The 22,676-nt window shown below is 58.6% G+C and carries 21 protein-coding genes and 3 pseudogenes; 5 read left to right on the forward strand and 19 right to left on the reverse strand.

All coding sequences use genetic code 11. The annotated features are described in order from the left end of the window. Window positions 1-13: 13 nt before the first annotated feature. From K5658_RS22825 to K5658_RS22915, 19 genes are all read right to left on the reverse strand, one after another. Complete coding sequence (locus tag K5658_RS22825) at window positions 14-811, reverse strand: hypothetical protein (protein ID WP_221067450.1); 798 nt, start codon at window positions 809-811, stop codon at window positions 14-16. A gap of 673 nt (window positions 812-1,484) precedes the next feature. Next, a complete protein-coding gene (locus tag K5658_RS22830; protein ID WP_221067451.1) occupies window positions 1,485-3,608 on the reverse strand; it encodes an AAA family ATPase in 2,124 nt (707 codons plus the stop codon). 522 nt (window positions 3,609-4,130) lie between these two features. Beyond that, a complete protein-coding gene (locus K5658_RS22835; protein WP_221067417.1) occupies window positions 4,131-4,463 on the reverse strand; it encodes a hypothetical protein in 333 nt (110 codons plus the stop codon). Next, window positions 4,460-5,119, reverse strand: a complete 660-nt coding sequence (locus K5658_RS22840) for a recombinase family protein (protein WP_221067418.1) — start codon at window positions 5,117-5,119, stop codon at window positions 4,460-4,462. Before K5658_RS22840 ends, K5658_RS22835 begins: the two co-directional genes overlap by 4 nt. Before the next feature lie 257 nt (window positions 5,120-5,376). Continuing rightward, the gene (gene hsdR / locus K5658_RS22845) at window positions 5,377-7,761 is read right to left on the reverse strand and encodes an EcoAI/FtnUII family type I restriction enzme subunit R (protein ID WP_221067419.1); all 2,385 of its coding nucleotides are present in this window, start codon (window positions 7,759-7,761) and stop codon (window positions 5,377-5,379) included. 27 nt (window positions 7,762-7,788) lie between these two features. Further along, entirely contained in the window at window positions 7,789-8,244 is a 456-nt protein-coding gene (locus K5658_RS22850) for a putative toxin-antitoxin system toxin component, PIN family (protein WP_221067420.1), read from the reverse strand. Then, a complete protein-coding gene (locus K5658_RS22855) occupies window positions 8,234-8,485 on the reverse strand; it encodes a type II toxin-antitoxin system Phd/YefM family antitoxin (protein WP_221067421.1) in 252 nt (83 codons plus the stop codon). Before K5658_RS22855 ends, K5658_RS22850 begins: the two co-directional genes overlap by 11 nt. A gap of 81 nt (window positions 8,486-8,566) precedes the next feature. Then, a complete protein-coding gene (locus tag K5658_RS22860) occupies window positions 8,567-9,775 on the reverse strand; it encodes a restriction endonuclease subunit S (protein ID WP_221067422.1) in 1,209 nt (402 codons plus the stop codon). After that, the gene (locus tag K5658_RS22865) at window positions 9,772-11,232 is read right to left on the reverse strand and encodes a class I SAM-dependent DNA methyltransferase (RefSeq protein WP_221067423.1); all 1,461 of its coding nucleotides are present in this window, start codon (window positions 11,230-11,232) and stop codon (window positions 9,772-9,774) included. Before K5658_RS22865 ends, K5658_RS22860 begins: the two co-directional genes overlap by 4 nt. A 90-nt stretch (window positions 11,233-11,322) precedes the next feature. Continuing rightward, window positions 11,323-11,595, reverse strand: coding sequence for a ribbon-helix-helix domain-containing protein (locus K5658_RS22870; RefSeq protein WP_221067424.1), 273 nt, complete (start codon window positions 11,593-11,595; stop codon window positions 11,323-11,325). A 2-nt stretch (window positions 11,596-11,597) separates the two neighbouring features. Then, the gene (locus tag K5658_RS22875; protein ID WP_221067425.1) at window positions 11,598-12,227 is read right to left on the reverse strand and encodes an AAA family ATPase; all 630 of its coding nucleotides are present in this window, start codon (window positions 12,225-12,227) and stop codon (window positions 11,598-11,600) included. Between the two features lie 105 nt (window positions 12,228-12,332). Further along, on the reverse strand, window positions 12,333-12,575 hold the full coding sequence (locus K5658_RS22880) for a hypothetical protein (RefSeq protein ID WP_221067426.1): 243 nt from the start codon (window positions 12,573-12,575) through the stop codon (window positions 12,333-12,335). Window positions 12,576-12,578: 3 nt separating this feature from the next. Then, the gene (locus K5658_RS23815) at window positions 12,579-14,186 is read right to left on the reverse strand and encodes a helix-turn-helix domain-containing protein (protein ID WP_246628707.1); all 1,608 of its coding nucleotides are present in this window, start codon (window positions 14,184-14,186) and stop codon (window positions 12,579-12,581) included. A gap of 107 nt (window positions 14,187-14,293) precedes the next feature. After that, the gene (locus K5658_RS22890; RefSeq protein ID WP_221067427.1) at window positions 14,294-14,506 is read right to left on the reverse strand and encodes a hypothetical protein; all 213 of its coding nucleotides are present in this window, start codon (window positions 14,504-14,506) and stop codon (window positions 14,294-14,296) included. A gap of 411 nt (window positions 14,507-14,917) precedes the next feature. Next, window positions 14,918-15,214 carry a hypothetical protein gene (locus tag K5658_RS22895; protein ID WP_221067428.1) on the reverse strand — a complete coding sequence of 99 codons (297 nt, stop codon included), beginning with the start codon at window positions 15,212-15,214 and terminating at the stop codon, window positions 14,918-14,920. Further along, on the reverse strand, window positions 15,211-15,417 hold the full coding sequence (locus tag K5658_RS24275; RefSeq protein ID WP_425515959.1) for a recombinase family protein: 207 nt from the start codon (window positions 15,415-15,417) through the stop codon (window positions 15,211-15,213). Before K5658_RS24275 ends, K5658_RS22895 begins: the two co-directional genes overlap by 4 nt. A 75-nt stretch (window positions 15,418-15,492) precedes the next feature. Continuing rightward, window positions 15,493-16,548 (reverse strand): transposase, encoded by a 1,056-nt coding sequence (locus K5658_RS22905; RefSeq protein ID WP_221063840.1) that lies wholly within the window; start codon window positions 16,546-16,548, stop codon window positions 15,493-15,495. Window positions 16,549-16,555: 7 nt separating this feature from the next. Continuing rightward, the gene (locus K5658_RS22910) at window positions 16,556-17,071 is read right to left on the reverse strand and encodes a recombinase family protein (protein ID WP_221067430.1); all 516 of its coding nucleotides are present in this window, start codon (window positions 17,069-17,071) and stop codon (window positions 16,556-16,558) included. Window positions 17,072-17,392: 321 nt separating this feature from the next. After that, window positions 17,393-17,752, reverse strand: a complete 360-nt coding sequence (locus K5658_RS22915; protein ID WP_221067431.1) for a hypothetical protein — start codon at window positions 17,750-17,752, stop codon at window positions 17,393-17,395. A gap of 924 nt (window positions 17,753-18,676) precedes the next feature. Between K5658_RS22915 and K5658_RS23820 the strand changes: the two are divergent. The 5 genes and pseudogenes from K5658_RS23820 to K5658_RS22930 all read left to right on the forward strand — a co-directional run. After that, window positions 18,677-19,189 (forward strand): annotated as a pseudogene (locus tag K5658_RS23820) (MCP four helix bundle domain-containing protein); the annotation flags it as partial. Then, window positions 19,190-20,245, forward strand: a pseudogene (locus tag K5658_RS23825) (methyl-accepting chemotaxis protein); the annotation flags it as partial. It lies immediately after the preceding pseudogene. 96 nt (window positions 20,246-20,341) lie between these two features. Further along, window positions 20,342-21,145, forward strand: a pseudogene (locus K5658_RS23830) (IS5 family transposase); the annotation flags it as partial. A 16-nt stretch (window positions 21,146-21,161) separates the two neighbouring features. Further along, complete coding sequence (locus K5658_RS24280; RefSeq protein WP_221067433.1) at window positions 21,162-21,500, forward strand: hypothetical protein; 339 nt, start codon at window positions 21,162-21,164, stop codon at window positions 21,498-21,500. A gap of 980 nt (window positions 21,501-22,480) precedes the next feature. Further along, complete coding sequence (locus K5658_RS22930; RefSeq protein WP_221067434.1) at window positions 22,481-22,669, forward strand: hypothetical protein; 189 nt, start codon at window positions 22,481-22,483, stop codon at window positions 22,667-22,669. Window positions 22,670-22,676: the final 7 nt, after the last annotated feature.

The following is a 22,676-nucleotide window of genomic DNA, read 5'->3' on the forward strand; positions in this document are numbered from 1 at the left end:
AAACTAAAAACTTCTACCTATTCTGCATTTGCAGTGGACGCTTCAAAACTTCACGATATTCTGGATTCTTGGATAGTCGTTCCATACAGAGTCCGCCAACCTTGCGGAATCCGCCAACCTCGCGGAATCCGCCAACCTCGCGGAGTCCGCCAACCTCGCGGAATCCGCCAACCTCGCGGAGTCCGCCAACCTCGCGGAATCCGCCAACCTCGCGGAGTCCGCCAACCTCGCGGAATCCGCCAACCTCGCGGAGTCCGCCAACCTCGCGGAATCCGCCAACCTCGCGGAATCCGCCAACCTCGCGGAGTCCGCCAACCTCGCGGAGTCCGCCAACCTCGCGGAATCCGCCAACCTCGCGGAGTCCGCCAACCTCGCGGAATCCGCCAACCTCGCGGAGTCCGCCAACCTCGCGGAGTCCGCCAACCTCGCGGAATCCGCCAACCTCGCGGAATCCGCCAACCTCGCGGAGTCCGCCAACCTCGCGGAATCCGCCAACCTCGCGGAGTCCGCCAACCTCGCGGAGTCCGCCAACCTCGCGGAACCCACCAACCTCGCGGAGTCCGCCAACCTCGCGGAGTCCGCCAACCTCGCGGAGTCCGCCAACCTCGCGGAGTCCGCCAACCTCGCGGAACCCACCAACCTCGCGGAGTCCGCCAACCTCGCGGAGTCCGCCAACCTCGCGGAGTCCGCCAACCTCGCGGAAAAAAATCCGCGAGGTTGGGATGAATATCCTCTCCATGAGGCCAAAAAAGGTCTTTCGTCCGCCCTGGAACTCGTTCCAAGGGCGTTTATCACTGAATATTTCACTCAAAAATATCGTTATTAAGACAATCAATCTGTTACAGACAACCTCATGGAGCTTTCCACCTCTCAGAACCTCTTACCTAACGGACCTCGCTGAATTCCAGTCTCTCGAACATCTTTATATATAAATCAAAGGCTTATAATATAAAATCCCAACCTCGCGAACCTCGCGGAACTTCATAAAAATTTTTCCGCGAGGTTGGGCTAGATTCCTTCTGCGTGAGGTTCAGGAAGGTCTTCTGCCCACCTTCGCACTCGTCTTGAGGACGTTTTTTCGAACATTTCACCCAAAAAGTTCATTTATAAGACAATCAAGACGTTACAAATAACCTCGTGGAACCTCCAACCTCGCGAACATCGCGGAATCGCAATGTGGCGAACCCAGGAGGCTTTCGATTTCGTAGTTCTGTAGGCCATCCACACAGGCCATCCAGCCCAAAAACAGCCAGCCCCAACCCCCTTAAATCGAAGATGGTGTACGTGTCTATGACATTCACACGTCTTCCCAGCTTTTTCACCAACCTCGCGAACCTCGCGAACCTCGCGGAACCTCGCGGAACTGATTTCCGCGAGGTTGAAAAAACAGGAAAAGGGTCTGCGAGGCACTAACCTCGCGGAACCTTTTTTCTCTATAGGCCGCGAGGTTGTTTTCCGCGAGGTTGTCCGCGAGGTTGAACCGCCTAAATTTCTCCACTACCTCGCGGAACGTCTTCCGCAGACTCCGCGAGGTTGAGAAAGGTCTTTTTCCCACCCTGGCGCTCGTTCTGAGGGAGTTCATCCTCGAATATTTCACCCGAAAGACTCAGTGCCGTGACAGCAACACGGGTACGATCCCGTGGAATGTCTAGGGCCACCTTCACCGCATCTTCAAGAGATTTTTTGGAATGCTTTGTCCCGGCGGCAAGCTCATCCCGGATAAAGGCGAGAATTGCCGCTCTTGCCTTCGTGATCTGGGCTTTTTTCGATGCGGCCTTTTGTTCTTTGGTGGGTTTGCTTCCGGTGAAATACTCGAAGGTGTAGCCGCGCCGCCGGATGTAAAGCTTCGGCTGTGGTGCAGCATAAGACAGCTTGGCGCGGGCCAGGATGAAGCCGCTATCCTCCGGCCCAAGCTCGAAGCCTTCCGGTGCCCCGGAAACCTCGCCGTTCACGCTGGATAAAATCGTCACCATGCGCGAACCGTCTGGCAAAGCGGACCCACCACGCACCGCGTATTGATCCAATGCGCCGTTTTGCGCGGGAACCTTGCCGGTGTGGTGGACGATACGGACGCAGCAATCCAGCCCCCTGATGATCCTGCGACAGGCAGTGACGATGGCCTGCTCGCCATCGTTTACCATGCGCTCGCCGGGGCCGAACGAGACACAGGGGTCGAAGACGATCATGGCCGGTGGATCGTCCCGGTAGGCGGTGATGATGTCGTCGGCTAGGGATGTGAGCCGGATGTTGCCGCCTTGGTCGAGTTCTGCAAACCGTACGAAGTCGCTGGAAACGTCCCATACCGCGATGCGGGATAGAACTGTTCTCCGCTCGTAGGGGTGAAGGCCCATCGCGGCGATGACCTCGCGGAGCCGTGCCGCGAACAATTCCCGCGAATCCTCGGCGGTGATGAACAGCACGGGGCCAGGATGCCAAACTTTCAAGCCCCATAATGGCATTCCCAGGACGATATGCACGGCTTCGTAGATCAACATCGTGGTCTTGCCAGTGCCGCCCGCCGCCGCGATCAAGGCGAGGTCGGCGTACAGGTAGTGATCGACGAGGCAGCGTGGACTGAGGCGTGCAGTGTCCAGTTCTTCCGGTGTGAACGCTGGGAACGGCGGGGGCGTTCCCGGTTCCCGCTGGCTCAACTTGGCGAGGATTTGCCCACGCACGCTCTCCGGCCCGGAAAGCCTGCACAGGTCGTTGAAATCGGAAGCCCTTGGTGGTCGGCTAGGTCCGAAGTCGGGAAGCGCTACGGGCAGCCTCAGAGCCTTTCCCACCCCCTCCGCCGTGGTCCGGCCCGGATTTCCTGGCTTATCCGCGTCGTCGTCGCCACACAGTACGATGCGCCTTCCACCATGCCGGGCCTGGACCATCCGTGCCACGTTCTCAAGGTTGCCGTCGCCGTAGGAGATGTAGACGCGGTGTCCCTCTCCTAGGGCTTGGTGGATGCTGGCGGCGGTGGTGAAGCTGGTGGCTACGAAGACCGGATTGTCTCCGTCAGGCGTGCCGATCCACCAGAATCCGCCCTCCATTTTGCTGCACGGGAAGTTGCGCTTCTGGCCGTCCGCGTGCCGGTATTGGATGGACTGAATTTGACCATCAGGGCTGTAGACCGGTGTGGCCAGCCTGCCATCTGGCGTCGCTTTTGTACCGTGGGCTTGCACACCTTTTTGGACTAATTGAGGCATTTCAGAATGGGCTAGCGGGAGGTTTTCCCATTCGATTCGTACCCTGTTCGCCGTTTTGTCCCAAAGGCGGCGTTTTTCCTGGTCGGCTTTGGTGCGCTCGGCTTCGATCCGTCGCTGCCGCGCTTCCTGCTCAGCTTGGGTCAGAGCGCGATCTTGCCGCACCCAGAAAAAGACCGGCTTCCCGCTGGCCTTCCAGTTGCAGAGCACTCCGCCTTCGCCGTCGGCGAATAGTTTGATTGAGGCATCGTCTTTACCGTGCGGATCGTCGGTGATGTCGGCGCGGTGCCATCGTCCATCATTGGGAACTTCTCGATAGATGATGCCTTCCGCGTAACAAGCTTCGCGTAGCGCGTCGCGAAGGGCGCAGCTATCCCATCCAGCCCTCACGAGGCTGGGTTTTGATTGTGTAGACATGGTTCATGCCCCCGCTGACGGGGATGCGAAGCGCCATTCGCGGCGTTTGCCGATCAAGTGCATCGGATAAGTAATACCCACACTATCAGAATCGGATTTGTTGCCGATGAGTTCGCGGTTACGCCTTGAGATGGCGCGCGGGACGGAAAACGTTGACATTGGCCTGGGAATCCTTGGTTTTTTCTTGCATGGAAACCAAGGCAAGCCGGGGGGCGGGATTTTCAGTTTTAAGTAAGCTGAAAGTTGGCATTGACGGCAGGGTGCTATCAAGTTGAGAATTGCACCCGCACGCCGCGCCCCGGCCTGCCGCCAAGGCCCGCATCCCCTTAGTTCGTCGCCAAACAAAGTGGGGGGATGTTGGGCCTTAATCATGTCTGCCGTTTTGGCAGGGCTGGCGGACTATAGCATGTGGTCCGGCTCGCAAAGCAATCGTGATATGTCTCTGGGAAGGCGGATATAATGCTCGGTTGCTTTGGCGGGGCGAGAACAGGCTTGCCAATGGTATGGCTCAAAAGCCGATGCTCATGGAGTGCCCGTGTTCTCTGGGTTCTGGCCGCTCATTTTGAGCGCCGCAGCGATGACGGCCCGCCAGTTCACGCCGTTGCGCGAGCCTGGGAATTGCCTACGCAGTTCCTCAATCTCCTCCCGTGGTGCCCATAGTGCATGGCGTTCTTGCCCTTCGGCCTGTCGTTTTGTGATAAGTCGTTTCTGTCGTTCAAGCACAGTGCTTTTCAATGTTTGCTCCCATTCTTCCTGCGAAGATTCCCCCAGTAGCTCGGGGTGTTCCGCCGCGATGCGGTCCAGCGCCGCCAAGGATTCCTTGACGGCCTGGAAGTCGATAGTTTTCGCCATCATGCCACCATGCGTTGAATCTGGGTGGCCGCGAAAACCTTGCCGTTCCGGGCCTTGAAACCCTTTTCCGCCAGCACCGCGGCGATTTTGCGGAGGCTCAGGCCCGCCGTATGGAGCCTGCGGGCTTCGGCGATGATTTCCTGTTCAGCGGGCACGTCCACCAGGGCCACGCCATCCCCTGCCAGCGCCTTGCCGTAGGGCACCGCGCCCACCCGTTCGCCCTTGGCCTTCTTGTGCTGCATGGCGGTGGTGGTGCGTTCGGCCAGTTGATCCCGCTCGAATTCGGCCATGACGGCTAGCATCCTAAACACCATCTTCCCGGCGGCGGTGGTGGTGTCGATCTTCTCGGAAATGGAAACGAGGTCGGCCCCGGCCTTGTCCAGGCGTTCGGAAATTTCGATGGTGTGCTTGGTGGACCGGGAGAGGCGAGAAAGGCTGTAGACCACGAGGGCATCGCCCTTGCCGACAGCGGCCAGCGCCGCCGCCAGTCCGGGCCGGTCGGCCTTGGTGCCGCTGATACCGGCGTCCATGAAGATGCCTGCCAGTTCGTAGCCGTTGAGGTCGGCCCACGCGGCGACCTTGGCCTTCTGCGCGTCCAAGGAAACGCCATCGGTGGCTTGTTCCTCGGTGCTGACCCGGATGTAGGCGTAGGCTTTCATGCTGGCGACCCCGTGTTAATGATTAACATTGGCCGATTATGCTCTTAGTTAATGCTTAACGCAAACTTTTTCGGTCGGTAGTTGAAGGTTTGATGGGCGTAGTTGGAACCAAAAGAGGAACCATTGTGGAATTGATGCCGCGAAAGTTAGCGGCGAAGTTAGCACCCACCGGCAAAAAGACATGATGCTGGGATGGGCGCAAGCACCCTGCGCCGAGTTGCGGCGTGGTTGCAGGCCGTGAACGTAAAAAGGGGGATTCAGGCCACGTCCTGATAAAGGTACTTCTGGAAGCCGCTGAAAACCTGCCCGATCTCGCGGCCCAAGTCGGCCACGGCATCCGCCGTCGAGCCGTATTTGAGATGCAGCAGCGGGGTCAGCTTGGTCTGGTCGAGTTCCTCCACGCCGACGCTGACATAGTGCGACAGCACGAAATCGAGGAAGACTTGTTGCTTGCTGTTGAAATGCGTGCTGATGATGACCTTGGCCTTGCTGGCCCGTTCCTCGCGGGTCAGTGGCGGCAAGGCGTAGGCTACATGGGCCAGCACGTCGAACAGGTCGCTTTTTTCCGCATCAATGACTTTTTGCATCGCCACCAGTTGATCCCTGCCGAAGCCTTTTTCGGCGAGTCCTTCCAGCAAGCGCTTCCGGGTATCCGGTGCGCTCCATAAGCTGCGGAGTTCGCTTTCGTCTTTGAAGAACTCGGGCAATTTGCCGAACAGGGCTTCGAGGAATTGCTGCGCGGTCATCGGGGTGCCGTCCGGGTGCCAGAAGGTCGTTTCCAGCGTGTGCCGGATGTTGCGCTCCTTGCCGTCCGCCAGTTCCACCTTCACTTTTTTCCGGCAGGCGCACGGGCGCTGGAAACACTCCGGGCAAGGCGATTTCTCGCATTCGCAGGGGCGTTGGCCGCAAGCGGGGCAAGGCCGGGGCGGCTTTTTTTCACATTGGCAGGGGTAGCTGTCGCATCGGGGGCAGGGTTCCGGTTCCATCGGTTCGCCGTCCCATTCTGGGTCGTTGAAATGATGGTGGGCCTTCACGAAGTCGTAGATCGTGAAATAGCCCTTGCCGTCATAGAGGCGGGTGCCCCGACCGATGATCTGCTTGAACTCGATCATGGAATTGATGGGCCGCATCAGGATGATATTGCGGACGTTGCGGGCATCCACGCCGGTCGAGAGTTTTTGCGAGGTGGTCAGGATGGTGGGGATGGTCTTTTCGTTGTCCTGGAAGTCGCGCAGGTATTGCTCGCCCCGTGCGCCGTCGTTGGCCGTGACCCGGTGGCAATAGTTGGGGTCGGTGCCGGTCTTGGTTTGGTTGATGAGGTCGCGCACGGCCAAGGCGTGTTCTTGGTTGGCGCAGAACACCAGGGTTTTTTCCCGCTGGTCGATCTGGGCCATGAAGATTTCGACCCGCTTCCGCTCCCGTTCCATGATTTCGATGTTCTTGTTGAAGTCGGCTTCGGTATAGCGTTTGTCCGCCTCGATTTGGCCTTCGACCACGGTGTCGTCGGCGGCATAGACGTATTCGTCCAGCGTGGTTTCGATTTGCTTGACCCGGAACGGAGTTAGGAAGCCGTCGTTGATGCCGTCCTTGAGCGAGTAGGTGAAGACCGGTTCGCCGAAATAGGCGTAGGTGTCCACGTTGTCCTTGCGCTTGGGGGTGGCGGTGAGGCCGAGTTGGACGGCGGGGGCGAAGTAATCGAGGATGCCGCGCCAGTTGCTTTCGTCGTTGGCTCCGCCTCGGTGGCATTCGTCGATGATGATGAAGTCGAAGAAATCGGGGGGATAGTCGCCGAAGTAGGGCGAGGGTTGGCCGTCCTTGGGCGGGCCGCTCATGAAGGTTTGGAAGATGGTGAAGAACAGGCTGCCGTTTTTCGGCACCCGGCCTTTCTTGCGGATGTCGCCGGGTTCGATGCGGACCAAGGCGTCTTCTTGGAAGGCGGAAAAGGCGTTGTACGCCTGGTTGGCTAGGATGTTGCGGTCAGCGAGGAACAGGACGCGCGGGCGGCGGGTCGGCTCGCTTTCCTGGGTCCAGTCCGCCAGGTTCCACCGGCTGCGGAATAGCTTCCAGGCGATTTGGAAGGCGATGAAGGTTTTGCCGGTGCCGGTGGCGAGGGTCAACAGGATGCGGTTGCGGCCTGCGGTCAGCGCCCCCAGTACCCGTTCGATGGCGATGTCCTGGTAGTAGCGGCTTTGGAAGTAGCCGCCGCGGTCCTCGAACGGCACGGCGGCGAAGCGGTCGCGCCAGAGGTTGTGTTGGGTGAAGGCGCGGTTCCAAAGTTCGGACGGGGTGGGATACCGCGCCGTCTTGCCCTCGGCCCCGGTCTGCATGTCGATGGCGTAGATGCCCTGGCCGTTGGTGGCGTAGGCGAAGCGGACGGTGAGCTTGCCCGCGTAATCCTTGGCCTGCCCGACGCCTTCGGTGAGGGGTTTGTCCCAGGCTTTGGCTTCGATGACGGCCAGTTTGGTGTTGCGGTATTCCAGCACGTAGTCGGCGCTGAGCGCCCTGCCGCGTTGGCCGTGGCCTTCGATGCGGCCCAGGGTGATGGGGTATTCGCGGCGGATGCGGCTGTCGGGGACCACGCCCCAGCCCGCCGCCTTCAACGCGGGGTCGATATGGTCGGCGCGGGTTTCGGCTTCGTTCATTGGGAGTCTTGGGGTGGGCGGTTTGGACTACCCTGGCCCGGTGAACTCCGATAGCAGCAGGGCTTCAGCGGGTGGCAGGATGCGTAGGCCCAATGATAGCGCACTGTCCCGCAAATCGAGCAAGTCCTTGTCGCCTGTCACCAGCCAGGGGGTGGGCACGGCTAGCGCGGCGTGGATGAACTTGTCGTCGTCTGGATCGCGGCTGTAGGTTTGGGAGGCGATTTCCTCTGGCACCTCAACCCACTTCGCGGAAGCGTTCAGTTCGCTTAGCAGGCGTTTCCGGCGTTCGATGGGTAGGTAGCGGTCGAACTTGGGTTTCCAGATGCGCGACTCGAATTCCGCGAAGGTTGCTTCCGAAACCACTAGCCGCCTACCTGCCAGCAATCTATCCACCAGTTGCGCGGGGGTTCCCTGCGGGGCGAGGGCCGCGCTCAGGAGTACGTTGGTATCGACGACGACCCACGTCCTGGGGTCAACTTTCATCGGCCAACAGTTCGGCCAGCTTCTCTTCGGTCAGCCCGGCAGCGGCGGCACCCTCGGCGCATTCCTTGAAGGTGTGGCGCAGCCGATCCGCATAGAAGGCCCGCATCGCTTCGTAGTCCTCCGCGCTGACCATGACGCCGACCACGCGGTTGTGGCGGGTGACTTGCACTGGCCCGCGCTGGGCGCGGTCGAGCAGTTCGCCGAAGCGGGTCTTGGCTTCGTTGGCGGTGAAGGTTTGCATCGTGGTGCCTCTGGGTCCGTGGGGTAATTGGGCCAGTTTAGGCGAATCGTTCGATTTAGACCATTCGCCATCGCTTGCGGGTCAAAGCTGGCCGGTGAAGGCTTGATGCAGCAGGGTTTTTTTCAACTCGTCCAGGGCGGCTAGTTTCTGGCGGTAGATGGATTCTAGGCGTTGAATTTGTTTTTGAATATCATCAATTTTTTTCACGACTTCCATTTGCTCTTCTAAATCAATTGGGTATCTAATTACAACTTCTCTGATCTCTTGCAAATGAAGATTTGGAACCCCGATGCCTTTTAATCGTTTATTGAATTGATATTTAGCAACTGGCGAGTTCATGAAGTGAAGTAAAAACCTTGGGATAACAAATCCAAGAGTTCGTATTAATGCCAGACTAACATAAATATCAAAAACGACATCTCGATCAACTATGGCTGCAACACCTGTAGTTCCATTTTTTGCTAACAAAATATCGTTAACCTTGGGAGCCACACGTTTATGCATCTCAACATGCTGCTTAATATCAATGTATTTGATGTCATCCCAATTTATTTTTCCGCTAGTTACATTTCTAGAGGATAGGAAAATAATACCATTATCAAAATAGGTTGGTGTTTGGTGAGTTCCATCTGTGATTTTCTCACAAACATCTTGTAATCGTTTTTCCGTCCATCCTTCACTCTGCTGAGTAAAAACAGATTGCAGATGACTTTCAAACAGGGCGCGGGCGTTCTGTAGGTTCCTTTCCGCGTTGGCCTTGGCGGTGGCGATGCCGTCGAAGGCTTCGTCTAGGATGGCGACTATGCGCTGTTGTTCTGAAAGCGGAGGAACAGGAATTTTATACTGTTCAATAAAATCTTTACTAACCCGCTTATGCCCAACAGCGCCACTCATCCGCTCCGCGCCTTCCCGCCGGAAAGAATCACGCGAAAGAAAGTAGTAAAGCCAATCTTTATTCACTGACGAGCTTGGGCGAAATACTATATATTCGCTTGAACCGAATCCAATACCATTGCTTAAATTTTCAGCAATTCCTAGTTTTCCGTTCTCAAAGCAAGGCGTTATTTTAGCGAGCAGAACATCGCCATCCGCAAAATAGGTATAGCTTCCAATAACTTCCAACAATGGCTTCGTTTGCGTGGGAACTAATAATTTTTGTTCTATTCCCAAATCTTCCATTGGCACAAACGAAACTAAGTCCGTCTCGGAAAGCTGGCGACGAACCTCAGACTTTGGTGGTTTTATCTGACATACATCAGCTAGTGATTTTAGCTGCCAACCCGTTTTCATCCCAACAACTCCCGAATCCCCGCCAATACCTCCGCACTCTCCGCATCCAGCGCCACAATCTCATCCATGATGTCCTGCGGGCTGCGGTGGGTAACAACATCGCCGCCGTTGGGATTCTTCACCGAAAGATCAAAAGTCGCCGGGTCGATATTCGCTATGTCCACGCTCCAACTCTTGGGCGAATCGGCAAACGTCCTTTGCAACTCGACGAACTCGGCCAGGTCGGCATCGTTCAACGGGTTGGTCTTGCCCAGGTTGCGACCGGGATCAAGCTGGTAATACCAGACCTTCCGGGTCGGCGTGCCCTTCTCGAACAACAGCACCACGGTTTTCACCCCCGCGCCCTGGAACGTGCCGCCGGGACAATCCAGCACCGTGTGCAGGTTGCAGCTTTCCACCAAGAGCTTCCGCAGGCTCACCGAAGCGTTGTCGGTGTTCGACAGGAAAGTATTCTTGATGACCACACCGGCCCGCCCGCCCACCTTGAGCATCTTCACGAAGTGTTGCAGGAACAGGAACGCCGTTTCCCCGGTGCGGATCGGGAAGTTCTGCTGGACCTCCTTGCGCTCCTTGCCGCCGAAAGGCGGATTGGCCAGGATCACCTCCATGCGGTCCTTGTCCTGGATGTCGGCCAAACTCTCGGCCAGGGTGTTGGTGTGGACGATGTTCGGCGCTTCGATGCCATGCAGGATCATGTTCATGATCGCGATGACATAGGCCAGCGACTTCTTCTCCTTGCCGTAGAAGGTGCGCTCTTGCAGGGTCTTGAGGTCCGCCGTGGTCAGATTGGGCTGGGCCTTGAGATAGTCGAAGGCTTCGCACAGGAAGCCCGCCGAACCGACCGCGCCGTCATAGATGCGCTCGCCGACCTTGGGCTTTACCACCCGCACGATGGCCCGGATCAACGGACGCGGCGTGTAGTATTCGCCGCCGTTGCGCCCGGCGTTGCCCATATTCTTGATCTTGGCCTCGTAGAGGTGCGATAGCTCGTGCTTCTCGGCCTTGGAGCCGAAGCGCAATTCGTCGATATAGTCGATGATCTCGCGCAGGTTATAGCCGCTGTGAATCTTGTTTTTGATCTCGCCGAAAATCTCCCCGATCTTGTATTCGAGGGTGTTCGGCCCGCTGGCCCGCTGCTTGAAGCCGTGCAAATAGGGGAACAACTGCCGGTCTACGAATTCCCGCAGGTCGTCGCCGGTGATGGCGCGGTTATGGTCGATTTTGCCCTCGGGGGTTTTCGGCGCGGCCCAGTTCTCCCAGCGGAAATGTGGCCTTTCGATGATGTAGGCGTAGGACCGGCCTTCCATCTCGGCTTCCAAAGCCTTGTCCTGCTCCAGGCCGTCCAGGTATTTCAGGAACAGCAGCCAGGAAGTTTGTTCGGTGTAATCCAGTTCGGTGGTGCAACCGGCCTCTTTGCGGAGAACGTCGTCGATATTTTTGAAGGCTTGTTCAAACATGCGGGGGGTAATCACTCGGGAGGAAAAAAGGCCGGTTCACGGCCAAAGGCGCTTTACTTGCAAGAAAGTAATGATGTAAACATGTTGATTTTATTCATCCACCGTGGGTACATCGTACTTGCGGAAAAGATCGTTGAGCGATTCGGCAATCAGCGCTTGCAAGCTGGTTCCGGTCTTGGCCTGGATGAGGCGCAAGCTGGCTTTGTAGTCCGGCGAAAGGTAGGCCGTGATGTTGGTTTTGCCCTCGCGGCTCGGTGCCATGTAGCCCTGCGTGGTCCCGGATGTCGGAGCGGCCTGGGATGCGTTCGGCGTTTTCTGCGTGCCTTTCAGCGCCTCTTGCAAGGCTTGCATGTTCTTAGCCATGTTTACATGTTCTCGTGTTGAGTGATGAACTTGTAAAGCCGGTCGATTTCATCGGCGGCTTTGCCGTCCGGGTCCAATTCCTGGGGCGTGCTGCCGGTGGTCGGCGCTTCGGCGTAGCTGCCACGGTGGCAGAGGTGGAACGGGCAAACCTTGAACCCGGTGGTTTGCTCGATCATGGCCTTGGCGTCCTCCGCTTGTTTCCTGGCCTGGGGGTGTAGGCCATTGAGGATCACATAGGCCGGGGTATCCCCAGCCACTCGCAATAGGTCGCGCACGCCGGGCAAGGTCTCAAGGTCGAATATCTGCGGCCTAACCGGGATCAAGACCAGGTGCGCGGCGCGGGCCGCTTCCACGGCGGCGCTATCGGATTTGCCGGGGGTGTCGATGATGACGAACTCCGCGCCATAGGTCCGGGCGGTTTCGAGGGTTTGCTTGAGGCGGCTGACCGGCGCGGCGATGACGGCGGGATTTTCCCCGGTCCTCCGGTCTTTCCAGTTCGCCGCGTTCGCCTGGGGGTCGAGGTCGATAATCACGGCGGCTTGGCCCGCCCTGGCTGCCGAAACGGCCAAGCATAGGCTGGTGGTGGTTTTGCCGGTGCCGCCTTTCTGTCCGACGATGGCCGTGACGAACATTCTATCTTCTCAAGATGTGAACATGTTCATCATCTAACAACATCGGGTTTGGCGCTGTCAAGTAGGGTTAGGGTGGGTCGGATATTTCGCGAAATATTATGCCCCTTATGGGCGCGGGCGCGTGGGTGGTTGTGGTTCGGTCAACTGCTTGAGGATGCGGGCGATGCCATGAACAAGGATTTCATGTTGTCGCAGGTATGGCTGTAGGCCGATGATGGTTTCTTGGTCCAGCCACAGGTGCAGGCATTCTTGCCCCGCCTCTTTTCGCCGCTGGCGGTGGTTGCGGATGCGTTCGGCGTTAGTGGTAGGTAGAGCGCCGGGGCGGGGCTTGGTGTACAGGTGGGTCATTGGCTATTCCTCCGTGACGATGCCGGTGCCTTCGGTGGCCTGCCGGGCTTCGCTTTGGCTGGCGAGTATGCGGGAAACGGTGCTTTGGTGGATGCCGAGCGCCGCCGCAATGGCCCGCTGTGAAAGACCGGCAGCCCGCAATGATGAAACGTCCGATGAAACGTTTGGTGATGCGTTGTCAAAAGTGCGTTCTTTGTATTCGGGTCTGCCTCCCGTCTTTAGGGTTTGGTGTACCTGTTGTCTGTGGACTTCCACCGTCTTTGCGATTTCAGCTTGCCGCAAGCCTTCGGCGCTTAATCCTTTGATGCGCTCGCGTTTTTCTTGGGCGCGGGCTTCGTATTCCTCGCGGCTCATGGCTCCGGCCTTGTGGCGTCGCCGCTGTGCTTTTTCCTCGGTGCCGATGATCGTGGTCAGTTTTTTTTCTTCTTCCGGGGTGACTTCCAGCAATTTCAGCAGGTAGGCGTTTGTCATGCGGTATCGGTTCGGTACGCGCCGGCCTTCCCAGACTGGAATCACTATGCCGCCTTGGTCGAGTTTTAAACGGTCGATCACCGCCTTGACTCGGCTCGCCTCGTATTTCTTGGGGTTCAGGAAATGTTCTTGGGCGAAGTCTCGCAACTCCACTTTCAGTCTGTTTTCGTCGCCGATGTACCACGTCAGCGAGGTCGCAACGGCAAAGAGCATTCGTGACCGGCAATCCTTGAGTTTGCCGCCGCGCAGCTTCGCCAAGGTTTCGTAATCGCTGAGCCGTGCCCGGTGCAGCAAATATGGACCGAGCAGGCTTTTCGCTTGCTTTTCCGATAGCTTCCGGGTCTGTTCTTGGCTTGTTGGTTTCGGTGTGGACGTTTCGCTTTGGTTGGCATGGCCCAGCGTTTCTTTAGCTGTTGGGCTTGGTTTGCGATTTCCGGTTTCCTTGTGGTCCGGTGCGGCTTTCGGTGTTTCGATGGCCCGCAGGGTTCCAGCATATCCCAGCACGGCCCGGCGGATTTCATCGAATGCCACGGGTATTCCGGTTCTGTAACCGGTGACTTCGCGCCTGTTTTTCTGATTTGTCCCGCCCACAATGCGGAGAACCCGCGTTGCGTCCCGGCACGCTGGATCGGCCCCGAAGTCCTTGAACATCGCTATCAGGCAATCCATGACTTGTTGCCATTGCGCGAGGTTGGTGGGTGGTAGCGGTTTATCGAATACCCACTCGAAATATGCGCCGCGCCCGCTTGAAATCACCAGCGTGGGCATGGGTAGCGTGGGGTATCTGGCTTGTGCCCTGTCGAGCAATTCCATTGGACCGACCCGTTTTAACCGCGGGTCTTTGTAGAAATCGAGGTCCACCCACAGGGTGGGCAGGGCGGCGACTTGGCCCAGCATACGGCGGTGATGGAACCCGGACTGCGAAAAGTACAGGTCCATCCTGTCGAAGCCGGGGGCCATTTCCATGACGAAACGGGTTTCCTCGGGCGGGAATGTCCGTTCGTGGGGTTTGCCTTCGATGGGAATCGATAGATAGGCCACTTTCGTTGAATGTCCACCGTGTACGGTGTCGAAATGCTCGCGTGGCCCGATAGCGGGCGCGGGTGGTCCGAATAGATCGAGGATGGCGGCGGCGTTCATAACTGCCTCCTGCGCCAAGGTGAACCTAAAACTGCAGGATTTTGGATGCGGCTATCCCGTCCCGGCTTCTGCCGGGCATCGTTTGGTTTTTGCATGGCTGCCCCCCATCAAGCGGCTTGGGCCGGATGGGCTTGGGGCTTGCGGGGAGGGGTGGTCAAGAGCGTCCACACGTCATTACGGCGGACCCGCACTGACTTGGTGCCGCTGTAAACCGCCTCAATCTGCCCTTGCTCGATGGCTTGAATGAGTCGGGGGCGGGAAATGGGCAGTTCACGCACAGCGGTGGAAATGGAAATCCAGTCGGAATCTTTACGATTCATAGAGTTACCTCACAGAGGAGTGAGGCTTACACAACAAAAACGTGCGGGGGGATTCTTTTGTGGGGTGTGAATTCGCTATAATCCACGGTACTCGCCAAATTTGGCGGGTCGGAGATAGGCAACCGTTCCACGGTAAAACCTAATCCGCGCTTTTGAGAGGGTAAGCCCCTTGATTGCAAAAACCATGGACCCCGCTTTCGCATTCTGTAGTTCGCCTGAGAAACTGGCTACAGAATGCGGGGCGGGGTCTAAACGTTTTAAGCCCCGCAAGCAGGATGACGATATTATAACGCCCTGTACGGTTGACACAAAATATTGAAAAATTTGTGCTGGGTGACCCATTATCTTGTACCTACCCAACAAAAACCGCCCGCTGATTACAAATCAGCCGACCCAGCCGGATAGGAAGCATTATTCTTTGGGCCGGTCCTTGCCCTCCACATGGGCCAGCGCCACCTTGATGATGGCTTGCCAGTTGATGCCGCCACGAATGCCAGGATATTCCCGTTTCAAGGCATCCGCATTGTCATTATCAAGCCACAGATAAACCTGTTTCTTGCCCTCGGATTGGCGCTTTTCCGCATATTTTCTCTGACGGTCTGCGCCTGTTTGTGTTTTGCTCAAATATTCCATGGTCCTTTGTTCATTTCCTTGAGATAGCTCGGCTATCCGGTCAAGTATCTTCCCGGCTACTTTTGGGTCCATCATGCCGCCTCTGCGATATTTTTAACGGTTTGAGGATGCCACGTCTTGCCCCTCGGTTTCATGTCGCGGGCCTCAAGCTCTGCGGCGATTTTCGGGTAGCTCATGCCGCCCTCGCGCAATAGCTTCACCAGCCGGATAACCTCCTGCTCAGCTTCGTCGTCTACGAGGGTTTTCCCGTCTTCGCTCAGGCGCTTGCCGTAGGGAATCGACCCTCATCACCTATCAATTTCGCATGGCCGCGCAAAAGGCGGGCAAAGGCATGTCGTTTTGTAGGCGTCGCTTTAGGTAGCGCAAGCCCCGGGTGAACCAGGAAACCAAGCTGCGGCGGAGCTTCCTGAAGCTCCAGTGTCCGGCATCGGTTTGCGACCAGGCTTTTTTTCGAGCGGCGTTGGACGGTCCGAGGCGTCGTCCCGCCCGACCTGGACGCACCACCACATGGCCAGCGACATGACGAGGATCAGGCGTTCCAAACGGTCGGCGTGTTCCAGTTGCGAATCCTCCAACCCGAAGCCCCGGCCCTTGAAATCCGAGAACATGGGCTCGATGGACCAGCGCGCCGCGTAGTCCAACACCGCCGCCCGCGTGGGGGCGCAGTCCATCGCGATGATCCAGGGCTCGGGATGGCCGGGTTCGTGGAGGATGCCCACGTGGGTCATCACCCCGTGCGCGAACAGCCGCACTCCCGGCAGATAGCGTTCCTCCGCGCCCCGCGCCAGTCCGCCCGTGGTGGTTTCCTCCCCTTCGCCGGTGTCCGCCAGCACATTGCCTTTCAACCGCAGCCGATAGCCCCAGCCCCGCGCGCCCAGCCAATCGAACAAGGCCACCGAGGGGTAGAACCGGTCCGCCGAGAGCAATACGTCCGCCCCCGGCGGCAGCCAGGCCAGGACCCGCTCCAACACCCGCTCCTGGCCCTCGAAACCGATATTGGCCGGCCCCTCTTCCGCCACCCAGGCCAAGGGCAGCGCCCGGTCGCCGACCCGCACGCCCACCATCAGCACCGCCATCCGGTCCCCGAGGTCGGTCTGGTCCAGGCTCAACTGCACGGTCTGGCCGTTCCGCGCGGCCCGGGCGAGTTCGGCCCGCGCGAACGGCTCCATCACCACCGCCGACCCCAGCAGCGGATTCTTCAACAAGCGCCTCAGCCATTGCTCGCGCATGTCCTGCCTCTCCGTCGGCAAGGGCAGCAGGTTCGCCAACTCCACCGTGTTCGGCGTCCGCCCCTCGATCATCGCCCCCACCGCCAGCGCCAGCTTCCCGACCACCGTCTTGCGCAGTCCAGGAAGGGCCTGTTCCAGCCCACGCCCTACTTCCTCGGCCAGTTTCTTTACAGTTCCCATCGCTTCGTCAGTCGAAATTCGTTCCGGCCTTCAAGCCTACCCGAAAATTGATAGGTGATGAGGGAATCGACCCAACCCGTCCACCCTGTGCTTTCTTGTGCTGTAAGGCGTTGCTGGTGCGCTCGCTGATTTGGTCCCGCTCGAATTCGGCCATGACGGCCAGCATACGGAAGACCATCTTCCCGGCGGCGCTGGTGGTGTCGATCTTCTCGGAAATGGAAACGAGGTCGGCCCCGGCCTTGGTCAGCCGTTCGGAAACCTCGATGGTGTGCTTGGTGGACCGCGCCAGCCGGGACAGGCTATAGACCACGAGGGCATCCCCCTTGCCGACAGCGGCCAGGGCGGCGACGAGTCCGGGCCGGTCGGCCTTGGTGCCGCTGATACCGGCATCCTCGAAGATACCCGCCAGTTCGTAGCCGTTCAGGTCGGCCCATGCGGCAATCTTGGCCCGCTGCGCTTCCAAGCTGATGCCTTCGTCCGCTTGCCCTTGGGTGGAAACCCGGATGTAGCCGATTGCCTTCATGGTGGTGTGTCCGCTTGCGTTAGTTGGTGATGAGGATCATATCAGCATCACCAACTAACGCAAGCGGTTTCTTCAATTACCGCTCCCCTCGTAACACACCCACCGGCTCGTTACGGATCGCCCCCGTAACAAAGGGGGTGGAGCGGTTCATTCCCCGCCATCCCGCATCCTCAAAAATTCGGCCCAAGCCCGTTCGGCGTCGGCGGTCGGACTTCGCTCGGGCCTCCGACAAGGCGAGTAAGCGGGCATAAAAAAGCCGACCCGGTTTCCCAGGTCGGCGCGGGTGTATTACGGGGATGGGGTTAGATCGGGTATCGGCTTCTAAATGCGCTTGATGCTGCCTTCAACTTTTTTGACTTCCAGCCGGGCCATCGCCAAATTGGCGCGGCTGCGGTCCAGTGCGAGATAGATGAAAATTTCACGGTTGGAGTTGAGCGGGCGCAGCAGGTGATACTGGCTACCAAGGCTGATGAGGATGTCTTCGATATTGTCGTCGCTGAGTCCGATGGCATCCATCGCCTTGAGCTTGGACTGCAACACTTCGGTATTGGCCGCCGCGGCGATTTCCACCGGATAATTACCGACCACCAACGATTCCAGCATCATGCCACTGCTGGAATCCACGAGCGCCGCAGCAATGAACCCATCCAGTTTTTTTAGTGATTCCACAGTATTCGCCATTTCTCTATCTCTTCGATTGTTTGATTTAGGTAATCCAAGGGTCCGCCTTATATGGTTATTTGTGCCGACTTCATTTCATCGAACCGCTGTTCCATATTGCCTATCCGCATATGAGCAGTGATAAGCGCCGCACGTGCCACCTCCCGCCAATCAATCCCACCGTCCTGATGCGGAAACGAGGCTTGAAGCTCTGCCAGGGTATCGGCGGGTAATCCGGGGAAGCATGGCTGGGATTCCCGTAGAGACCTATCTGTCGCCAATAAGCCCCGGATGGCTTCCGCCCTCGTGCCTCCCAGGCCGTCCAGCCTCGCCAATTCTTCGGGGGCTAGATAGATTTCTACTCGGCTCTTTTGGACTTTCGCCCGCCACGTTGCTTGATGCTGTGCGCTCGCCATCGCCTTGCCTATTCCGGTAGATCGGATGAGCTGATTGTAGCAGATGATAGCGATTTCTTCCGGTAGACATCCCCCGTCGCGCCGTCCGACCCCGCCTTTTTTGCCGCCCGCCTTGCCCGCGCTCGCGCCGCGATCTCTCATTGGCGGTGGCCCGCCCGCCCTGGCCGATTCCTAGCCATCCGCCCCGAAGCCAAGCGCCGCGCCGGGTCCGTTCGTTCATCCGGATCGCCGAGGCTGGGCGCGCCAGTGGCCGGTCGGGGAACCGTTCATTCCCCGAGTTGCGGAAGCTGCGGGCAGAGGAAATCGATAAAACCGTTACTAACACTAGATTTGTGAGCAAGTCCTAACGAGACCCGCCGCCATGATCGTCAAAAATATCCCTCACGACGATCCTGCCCAATGTCGGGATTTCCGAATAGGCCTCTCTGCGCATCTACTACGCCGTCCACCCTGTTCGCGGGGCGATCTCCACAATTGTTGATTCTCGCGCCAGCGCGGCACCTTGCCCGCCCCTTTCGAGGAATTGAAAATGACTATCACCAAGAAAATGTTACTTCTAATAACTTTCAATTTATTAGGTTTGATTGGTTTGTCGGTCCTGGCGAATTACCAAATAAAACAGGTATTCACTTCGGCCAATTATGCCAATATCAATAGCGTCCCCTCTTTGATCGCCGTGAATTCTGAGATCAAGGCGTTCGGTCAGGTCAGGGTCCGCCTGCTCCGGCACGTCCTCAACGAGGACCGGAGCCAAATAGAACGGCTAGGTCAGGAATTGAAAAGCGCCCAGCGCGATCTGGCGGCGGCTTTCGAAGCCTATAAGCCGCTGATCTCCAACGCCGAGGACCAGCACCTGTTTGAGGCGAACTTGGTGAAATGGAACCAGTACGAGGCGGGAATTCCCCCGGTGCTGGCCTCCTCCCAGAATATGGACAAAAGGTCAGCCCGAGACGCCCTTGATCGCTTGACCGATCTCGGCCGGGATTTGCAAAACAGCCTCGAGGCCCACGCCAAGTACAACGCCGACCTGGCGGGGAAAGCAGCCACCGAGGCCATGAACATCCAAGCCGCCGCCCTATGGCAAAGCTGGGCGGGGGCGCTGATCACGGCAGCCTTCGTCGCCGGTGTCGGCTACTACATCGCCCGGACCATCCTGCGCCAACTGGGAGGCGAGCCGGGAACGGCTGCCGAAATCGCCAACCGCATCGCCGATGGCGACCTGTCCACGCAAATCGTATTGAAGTCTGGCGATACCGGCAGCTTGATGGCCGCCATGCAACACATGTCCACCAATATCAAAGCCCTGGTCGATGACTCGTTGATGCTGTCCGAAGCCGGAACGGAAGGCAAACTCGCCACCCGCGCCGACGCCTCCAGACACCGCGGCGACTACCGTAGGATTGTAGAGGGCATGAACTCCACCCTCGACGCTGTCGCCGGGCCAGTGGAGCGTATTCGCGAGATCATGGGCCGCGTGGCCGAAGGCGACCTGACCGTAGCCGTCGCCGGCGATTATCGGGGTACCTTCCTCGAACTCAAGGAGGCGATCAACGACGCGGTGGGCAAGCTTTCCAAAACCCTGGCCGAGGTCAATCAAGCCACCGAGTCCATCTCTTCGGCCTCCGAGCAACTGAGCGCCACCTCCCAATCCCTGGCCCAAGCTTCTTCCGAGCAAGCCTCCGGCGTCGAGGAAACCTCCGCTTCCATGGAGCAGATGGCCGCATCCATCAATCAAAACAAGGACAACGCCCAGGCCACCGACGGCATCGCCGAGAAAACCGCCAGCGAGGCCATTGAGGGCGGACAGGCGGTCACGCAAACCGTCCAGGCAATGAGGCAAATCGCCGGGAAAATCGGCATCATCGACGATATCGCCTACCAGACCAACCTCCTGGCCCTCAATGCGGCCATCGAGGCCGCCCGCGCCGGGGAGCACGGCAAGGGGTTCGCGGTGGTCGCCGCCGAAGTCCGCAAACTGGCCGAGCGCTCCCAGGTCTCAGCCCAGGAGATCGGCGCATTGGCCGCATCCAGCGTCGCTATGGCTGAGCGGGCTGGGACGCTGCTGGGCGAAATAGTGCCCTCGACTAAGAGGACATCCGGCACATCTTGTGCTTTGCGCGGCGAACGCTTAAAAGACCCGTCTTTTGCGAAGCGGAAGCGGAGGAGACCCATGAGTTGCCTGGAAATCTCGGACCGGCTGTGGGAGCACGTGGAGCCATTGTTGGAGCCGTTCAAGCGGCGCAGGCCGGGCGGCTCCAAGCCGCTGGAGTTCCGGACGGTCATGAACGGGATTCTGTATGTGCTCAAGACCGGTTGCCAATGGGATTGCCTGCCGGCCTGCTACGGCTCGAAAAGCGCGGTCCACGAGCACTTTCAGAGATGGGTTGCCGCCGGCGTGTTCAAGGAGATGTTCCGCTGGTCGGCGGCGGAGTACGAGGAACTCGAGGGGTTCGACCTGGCTTGGCAGTCGATGGACGGCAGCCTGGTGCAGGCCCCGGTCCGCCAAGCCCGCTGCCAGAAGGACGAGGGCCTGGGGCGCAATCCCACGGATCGTGGGCGCAGCGGTGGCAAGATCCACCTTCAGGTGGACGGGAAGGGGATGCCTTTCGCCGTCGCGCAGGCCGGGGCCAACGTGCACGACAGCCGCCTGGTGACGGTCACCGTCGAGGCGGCCGTGATCGAGGCACCCGCCGACGCCGGGCAAAGTCCCAGGCATCTTTGCCTGGACAAAGGGTATGGCTACGAACGGGTCGAGCGGGAAGTCGCGGGACTGGGCTACACCCCCCATATCCGCAAGATCGGCGAGGAGAAGCGTTCCTGCGACTCCGAGCCAACCCACCCCGCGCGGAGGTGGGTGGTCGAGCGCGCTTTCGCCTGGCTCAAGGGCTTCCGGGCCATCCGAACCCGCTACACCTGCCGGGGAGCCAACTATCTGGCCTTCCTTCAGTTGGCGTGCGCCCTGATCCTGGGAAGACGGATCGAGGCCAAAACCGTGTAAGCAGTTTATGTGCCGGATGTCCTCTAAGAAGACCGCCGGTTTGGTGCAGGAGATCACCTCCGCCTCCGAGGAACAGGCCACGGGCGCGAAGCAAATCGCCGAAGCCATGAACCAGCTTAGCAAGACCATCCAGCAGAACGCCTCGGCTTCCGAGGAACTATCCGCCACGGCGGAGGAAATGAGTGGACAAGCCCTGGAATTGAGGCAAACCCTGAGTTTCTTCAAAATCTCCGCCAATGCCACGGACCTTACAACCCCTCGCTACGCGATAAAGACACGGACGTACCCCCCCCAGGCCCATACTTCGAATAGCACGGATAGGGGCGGCCATGAACAGGGCTTCTCCCGTTTCTGAGCGGGGGACGAGCACCTGTAAAAGGTGATGGAAGACCAACTTCCTACCAGTTGCCCACAGGTTCTGTGGATAACCCGGTTGTCGCCCTGCCAGGGTGCCGGACGGATCATGAGCCGGCGTCCGGCCCCGGTTGCCCCGCAGCCTTCTTCGCCGCCCCGATGATCTCTGGGAAATCACGGACACGGATAAGCTTCACTTCCGGGGAAGCTGCGAAGGCCGGGCGCAAATCTGCTTCGAGGATGACGGCGGGAATGCGTCTAGGTGCTTCGGTCCCTACGATCATGTTCGGATCGCCGATGGGACTATTAACGGCGACGATAGGGTAATCGCCCTATTTCTGGATGATTCGCGCCGATGGATGTCCTTGACCGACCGCACCGATTGGCCCGCCGTGGTGGTGAAGGCTGCATAACCGGACCAAGGCCACCCTCCCTGACACGGTCTGCCATGTTCTGATGTGTCCTGTCCTGTTTTATTTTGTCATATGCGGCCCGGTCTTTTTTGGGTCGGCAAGAATAGCTTTAGATTCCCGAAAATCCCCCCGCCCGACCGTTACTGTGTACGCATTATGTATACACAGTAACGTCAGGAGTAAGGCGAGGTCTGGCGTTCCCATTTACGGGAATCGATGATGATTTTTTCGCCGACCGAACGCAATTGGGATGGGCAAATAAAAACCCCCGGACACCAACTATGGGGGGGTGCCCAGGGTTTCCATCGAGCATCCCATCCACTTGGATAGCTCAACGCGGCAAAGCATAGCGGGCTGTGGCCCTCGCCAAGCCGGGGCGATATATACCCGATGCGCGAGGTCCAGCTTTTTGCCGTCTGTGGCGTAGGTGTTTCCCCTTATAGGCGGTATGTACCGTCGAAGGAATCATCGCCGTGTCCGCCAGTTCCTTACCTGTGTGAAGGCGGACATAGGGAGATGTGACCGATCCGGTAAGCCGGGTCGGCTTTTTTGCTTCAAGGAGGAAGCTATGCGTGCCTATATCGACGAATCCGCCAACCTGCGTGTGATCCCGGAAACCCCCGGCGAAGCTTTGATGCTCGACTATTGGTTCATGGCCTTCATAGGCCAGCTTTCCGGCAATCGTTCGGCGGGCCTCGAAATCGGCACCAACGTGGCGAACGCGACTCCGCTTCGGGATTCCTACGCGGATGAATAAGGGCATC

This window comes from Methylomagnum ishizawai (assembly GCF_019670005.1).
Classification (GTDB): domain Bacteria; phylum Pseudomonadota; class Gammaproteobacteria; order Methylococcales; family Methylococcaceae; genus Methylomagnum; species Methylomagnum ishizawai.

Excerpts from the sequence above, each read along its gene's own strand:
- K5658_RS22830 (WP_221067451.1), bottom strand. The coding sequence starts at position 3,608 with ATGTCTACACAATCAAAACCCAGCCTCGTGAGGGCTGGATGGGATAGC.
- K5658_RS22835 (WP_221067417.1), bottom strand. The coding sequence starts at position 4,463 with ATGATGGCGAAAACTATCGACTTCCAGGCCGTCAAGGAATCCTTGGCG.
- K5658_RS22840 (WP_221067418.1), bottom strand. The coding sequence starts at position 5,119 with ATGAAAGCCTACGCCTACATCCGGGTCAGCACCGAGGAACAAGCCACC.
- hsdR (WP_221067419.1), bottom strand. The coding sequence starts at position 7,761 with ATGAACGAAGCCGAAACCCGCGCCGACCATATCGACCCCGCGTTGAAG.
- K5658_RS22850 (WP_221067420.1), bottom strand. The coding sequence starts at position 8,244 with ATGAAAGTTGACCCCAGGACGTGGGTCGTCGTCGATACCAACGTACTC.
- K5658_RS22855 (WP_221067421.1), bottom strand. The coding sequence starts at position 8,485 with ATGCAAACCTTCACCGCCAACGAAGCCAAGACCCGCTTCGGCGAACTG.
- K5658_RS22860 (WP_221067422.1), bottom strand. The coding sequence starts at position 9,775 with ATGAAAACGGGTTGGCAGCTAAAATCACTAGCTGATGTATGTCAGATA.
- K5658_RS22865 (WP_221067423.1), bottom strand. The coding sequence starts at position 11,232 with ATGTTTGAACAAGCCTTCAAAAATATCGACGACGTTCTCCGCAAAGAG.
- K5658_RS22870 (WP_221067424.1), bottom strand. The coding sequence starts at position 11,595 with ATGGCTAAGAACATGCAAGCCTTGCAAGAGGCGCTGAAAGGCACGCAG.
- K5658_RS22875 (WP_221067425.1), bottom strand. The coding sequence starts at position 12,227 with ATGTTCGTCACGGCCATCGTCGGACAGAAAGGCGGCACCGGCAAAACC.
- K5658_RS22880 (WP_221067426.1), bottom strand. The coding sequence starts at position 12,575 with ATGACCCACCTGTACACCAAGCCCCGCCCCGGCGCTCTACCTACCACT.
- K5658_RS23815 (WP_246628707.1), bottom strand. The coding sequence starts at position 14,186 with ATGAACGCCGCCGCCATCCTCGATCTATTCGGACCACCCGCGCCCGCT.
- K5658_RS22890 (WP_221067427.1), bottom strand. The coding sequence starts at position 14,506 with ATGAATCGTAAAGATTCCGACTGGATTTCCATTTCCACCGCTGTGCGT.
- K5658_RS22895 (WP_221067428.1), bottom strand. The coding sequence starts at position 15,214 with ATGATGGACCCAAAAGTAGCCGGGAAGATACTTGACCGGATAGCCGAG.
- K5658_RS22905 (WP_221063840.1), bottom strand. The coding sequence starts at position 16,548 with ATGGGAACTGTAAAGAAACTGGCCGAGGAAGTAGGGCGTGGGCTGGAA.
- K5658_RS22910 (WP_221067430.1), bottom strand. The coding sequence starts at position 17,071 with ATGAAGGCAATCGGCTACATCCGGGTTTCCACCCAAGGGCAAGCGGAC.
- K5658_RS22915 (WP_221067431.1), bottom strand. The coding sequence starts at position 17,752 with ATGGCGAATACTGTGGAATCACTAAAAAAACTGGATGGGTTCATTGCT.
- K5658_RS24280 (WP_221067433.1), top strand. The coding sequence starts at position 21,162 with ATGTCCTCTAAGAAGACCGCCGGTTTGGTGCAGGAGATCACCTCCGCC.
- K5658_RS22930 (WP_221067434.1), top strand. The coding sequence starts at position 22,481 with ATGCGTGCCTATATCGACGAATCCGCCAACCTGCGTGTGATCCCGGAA.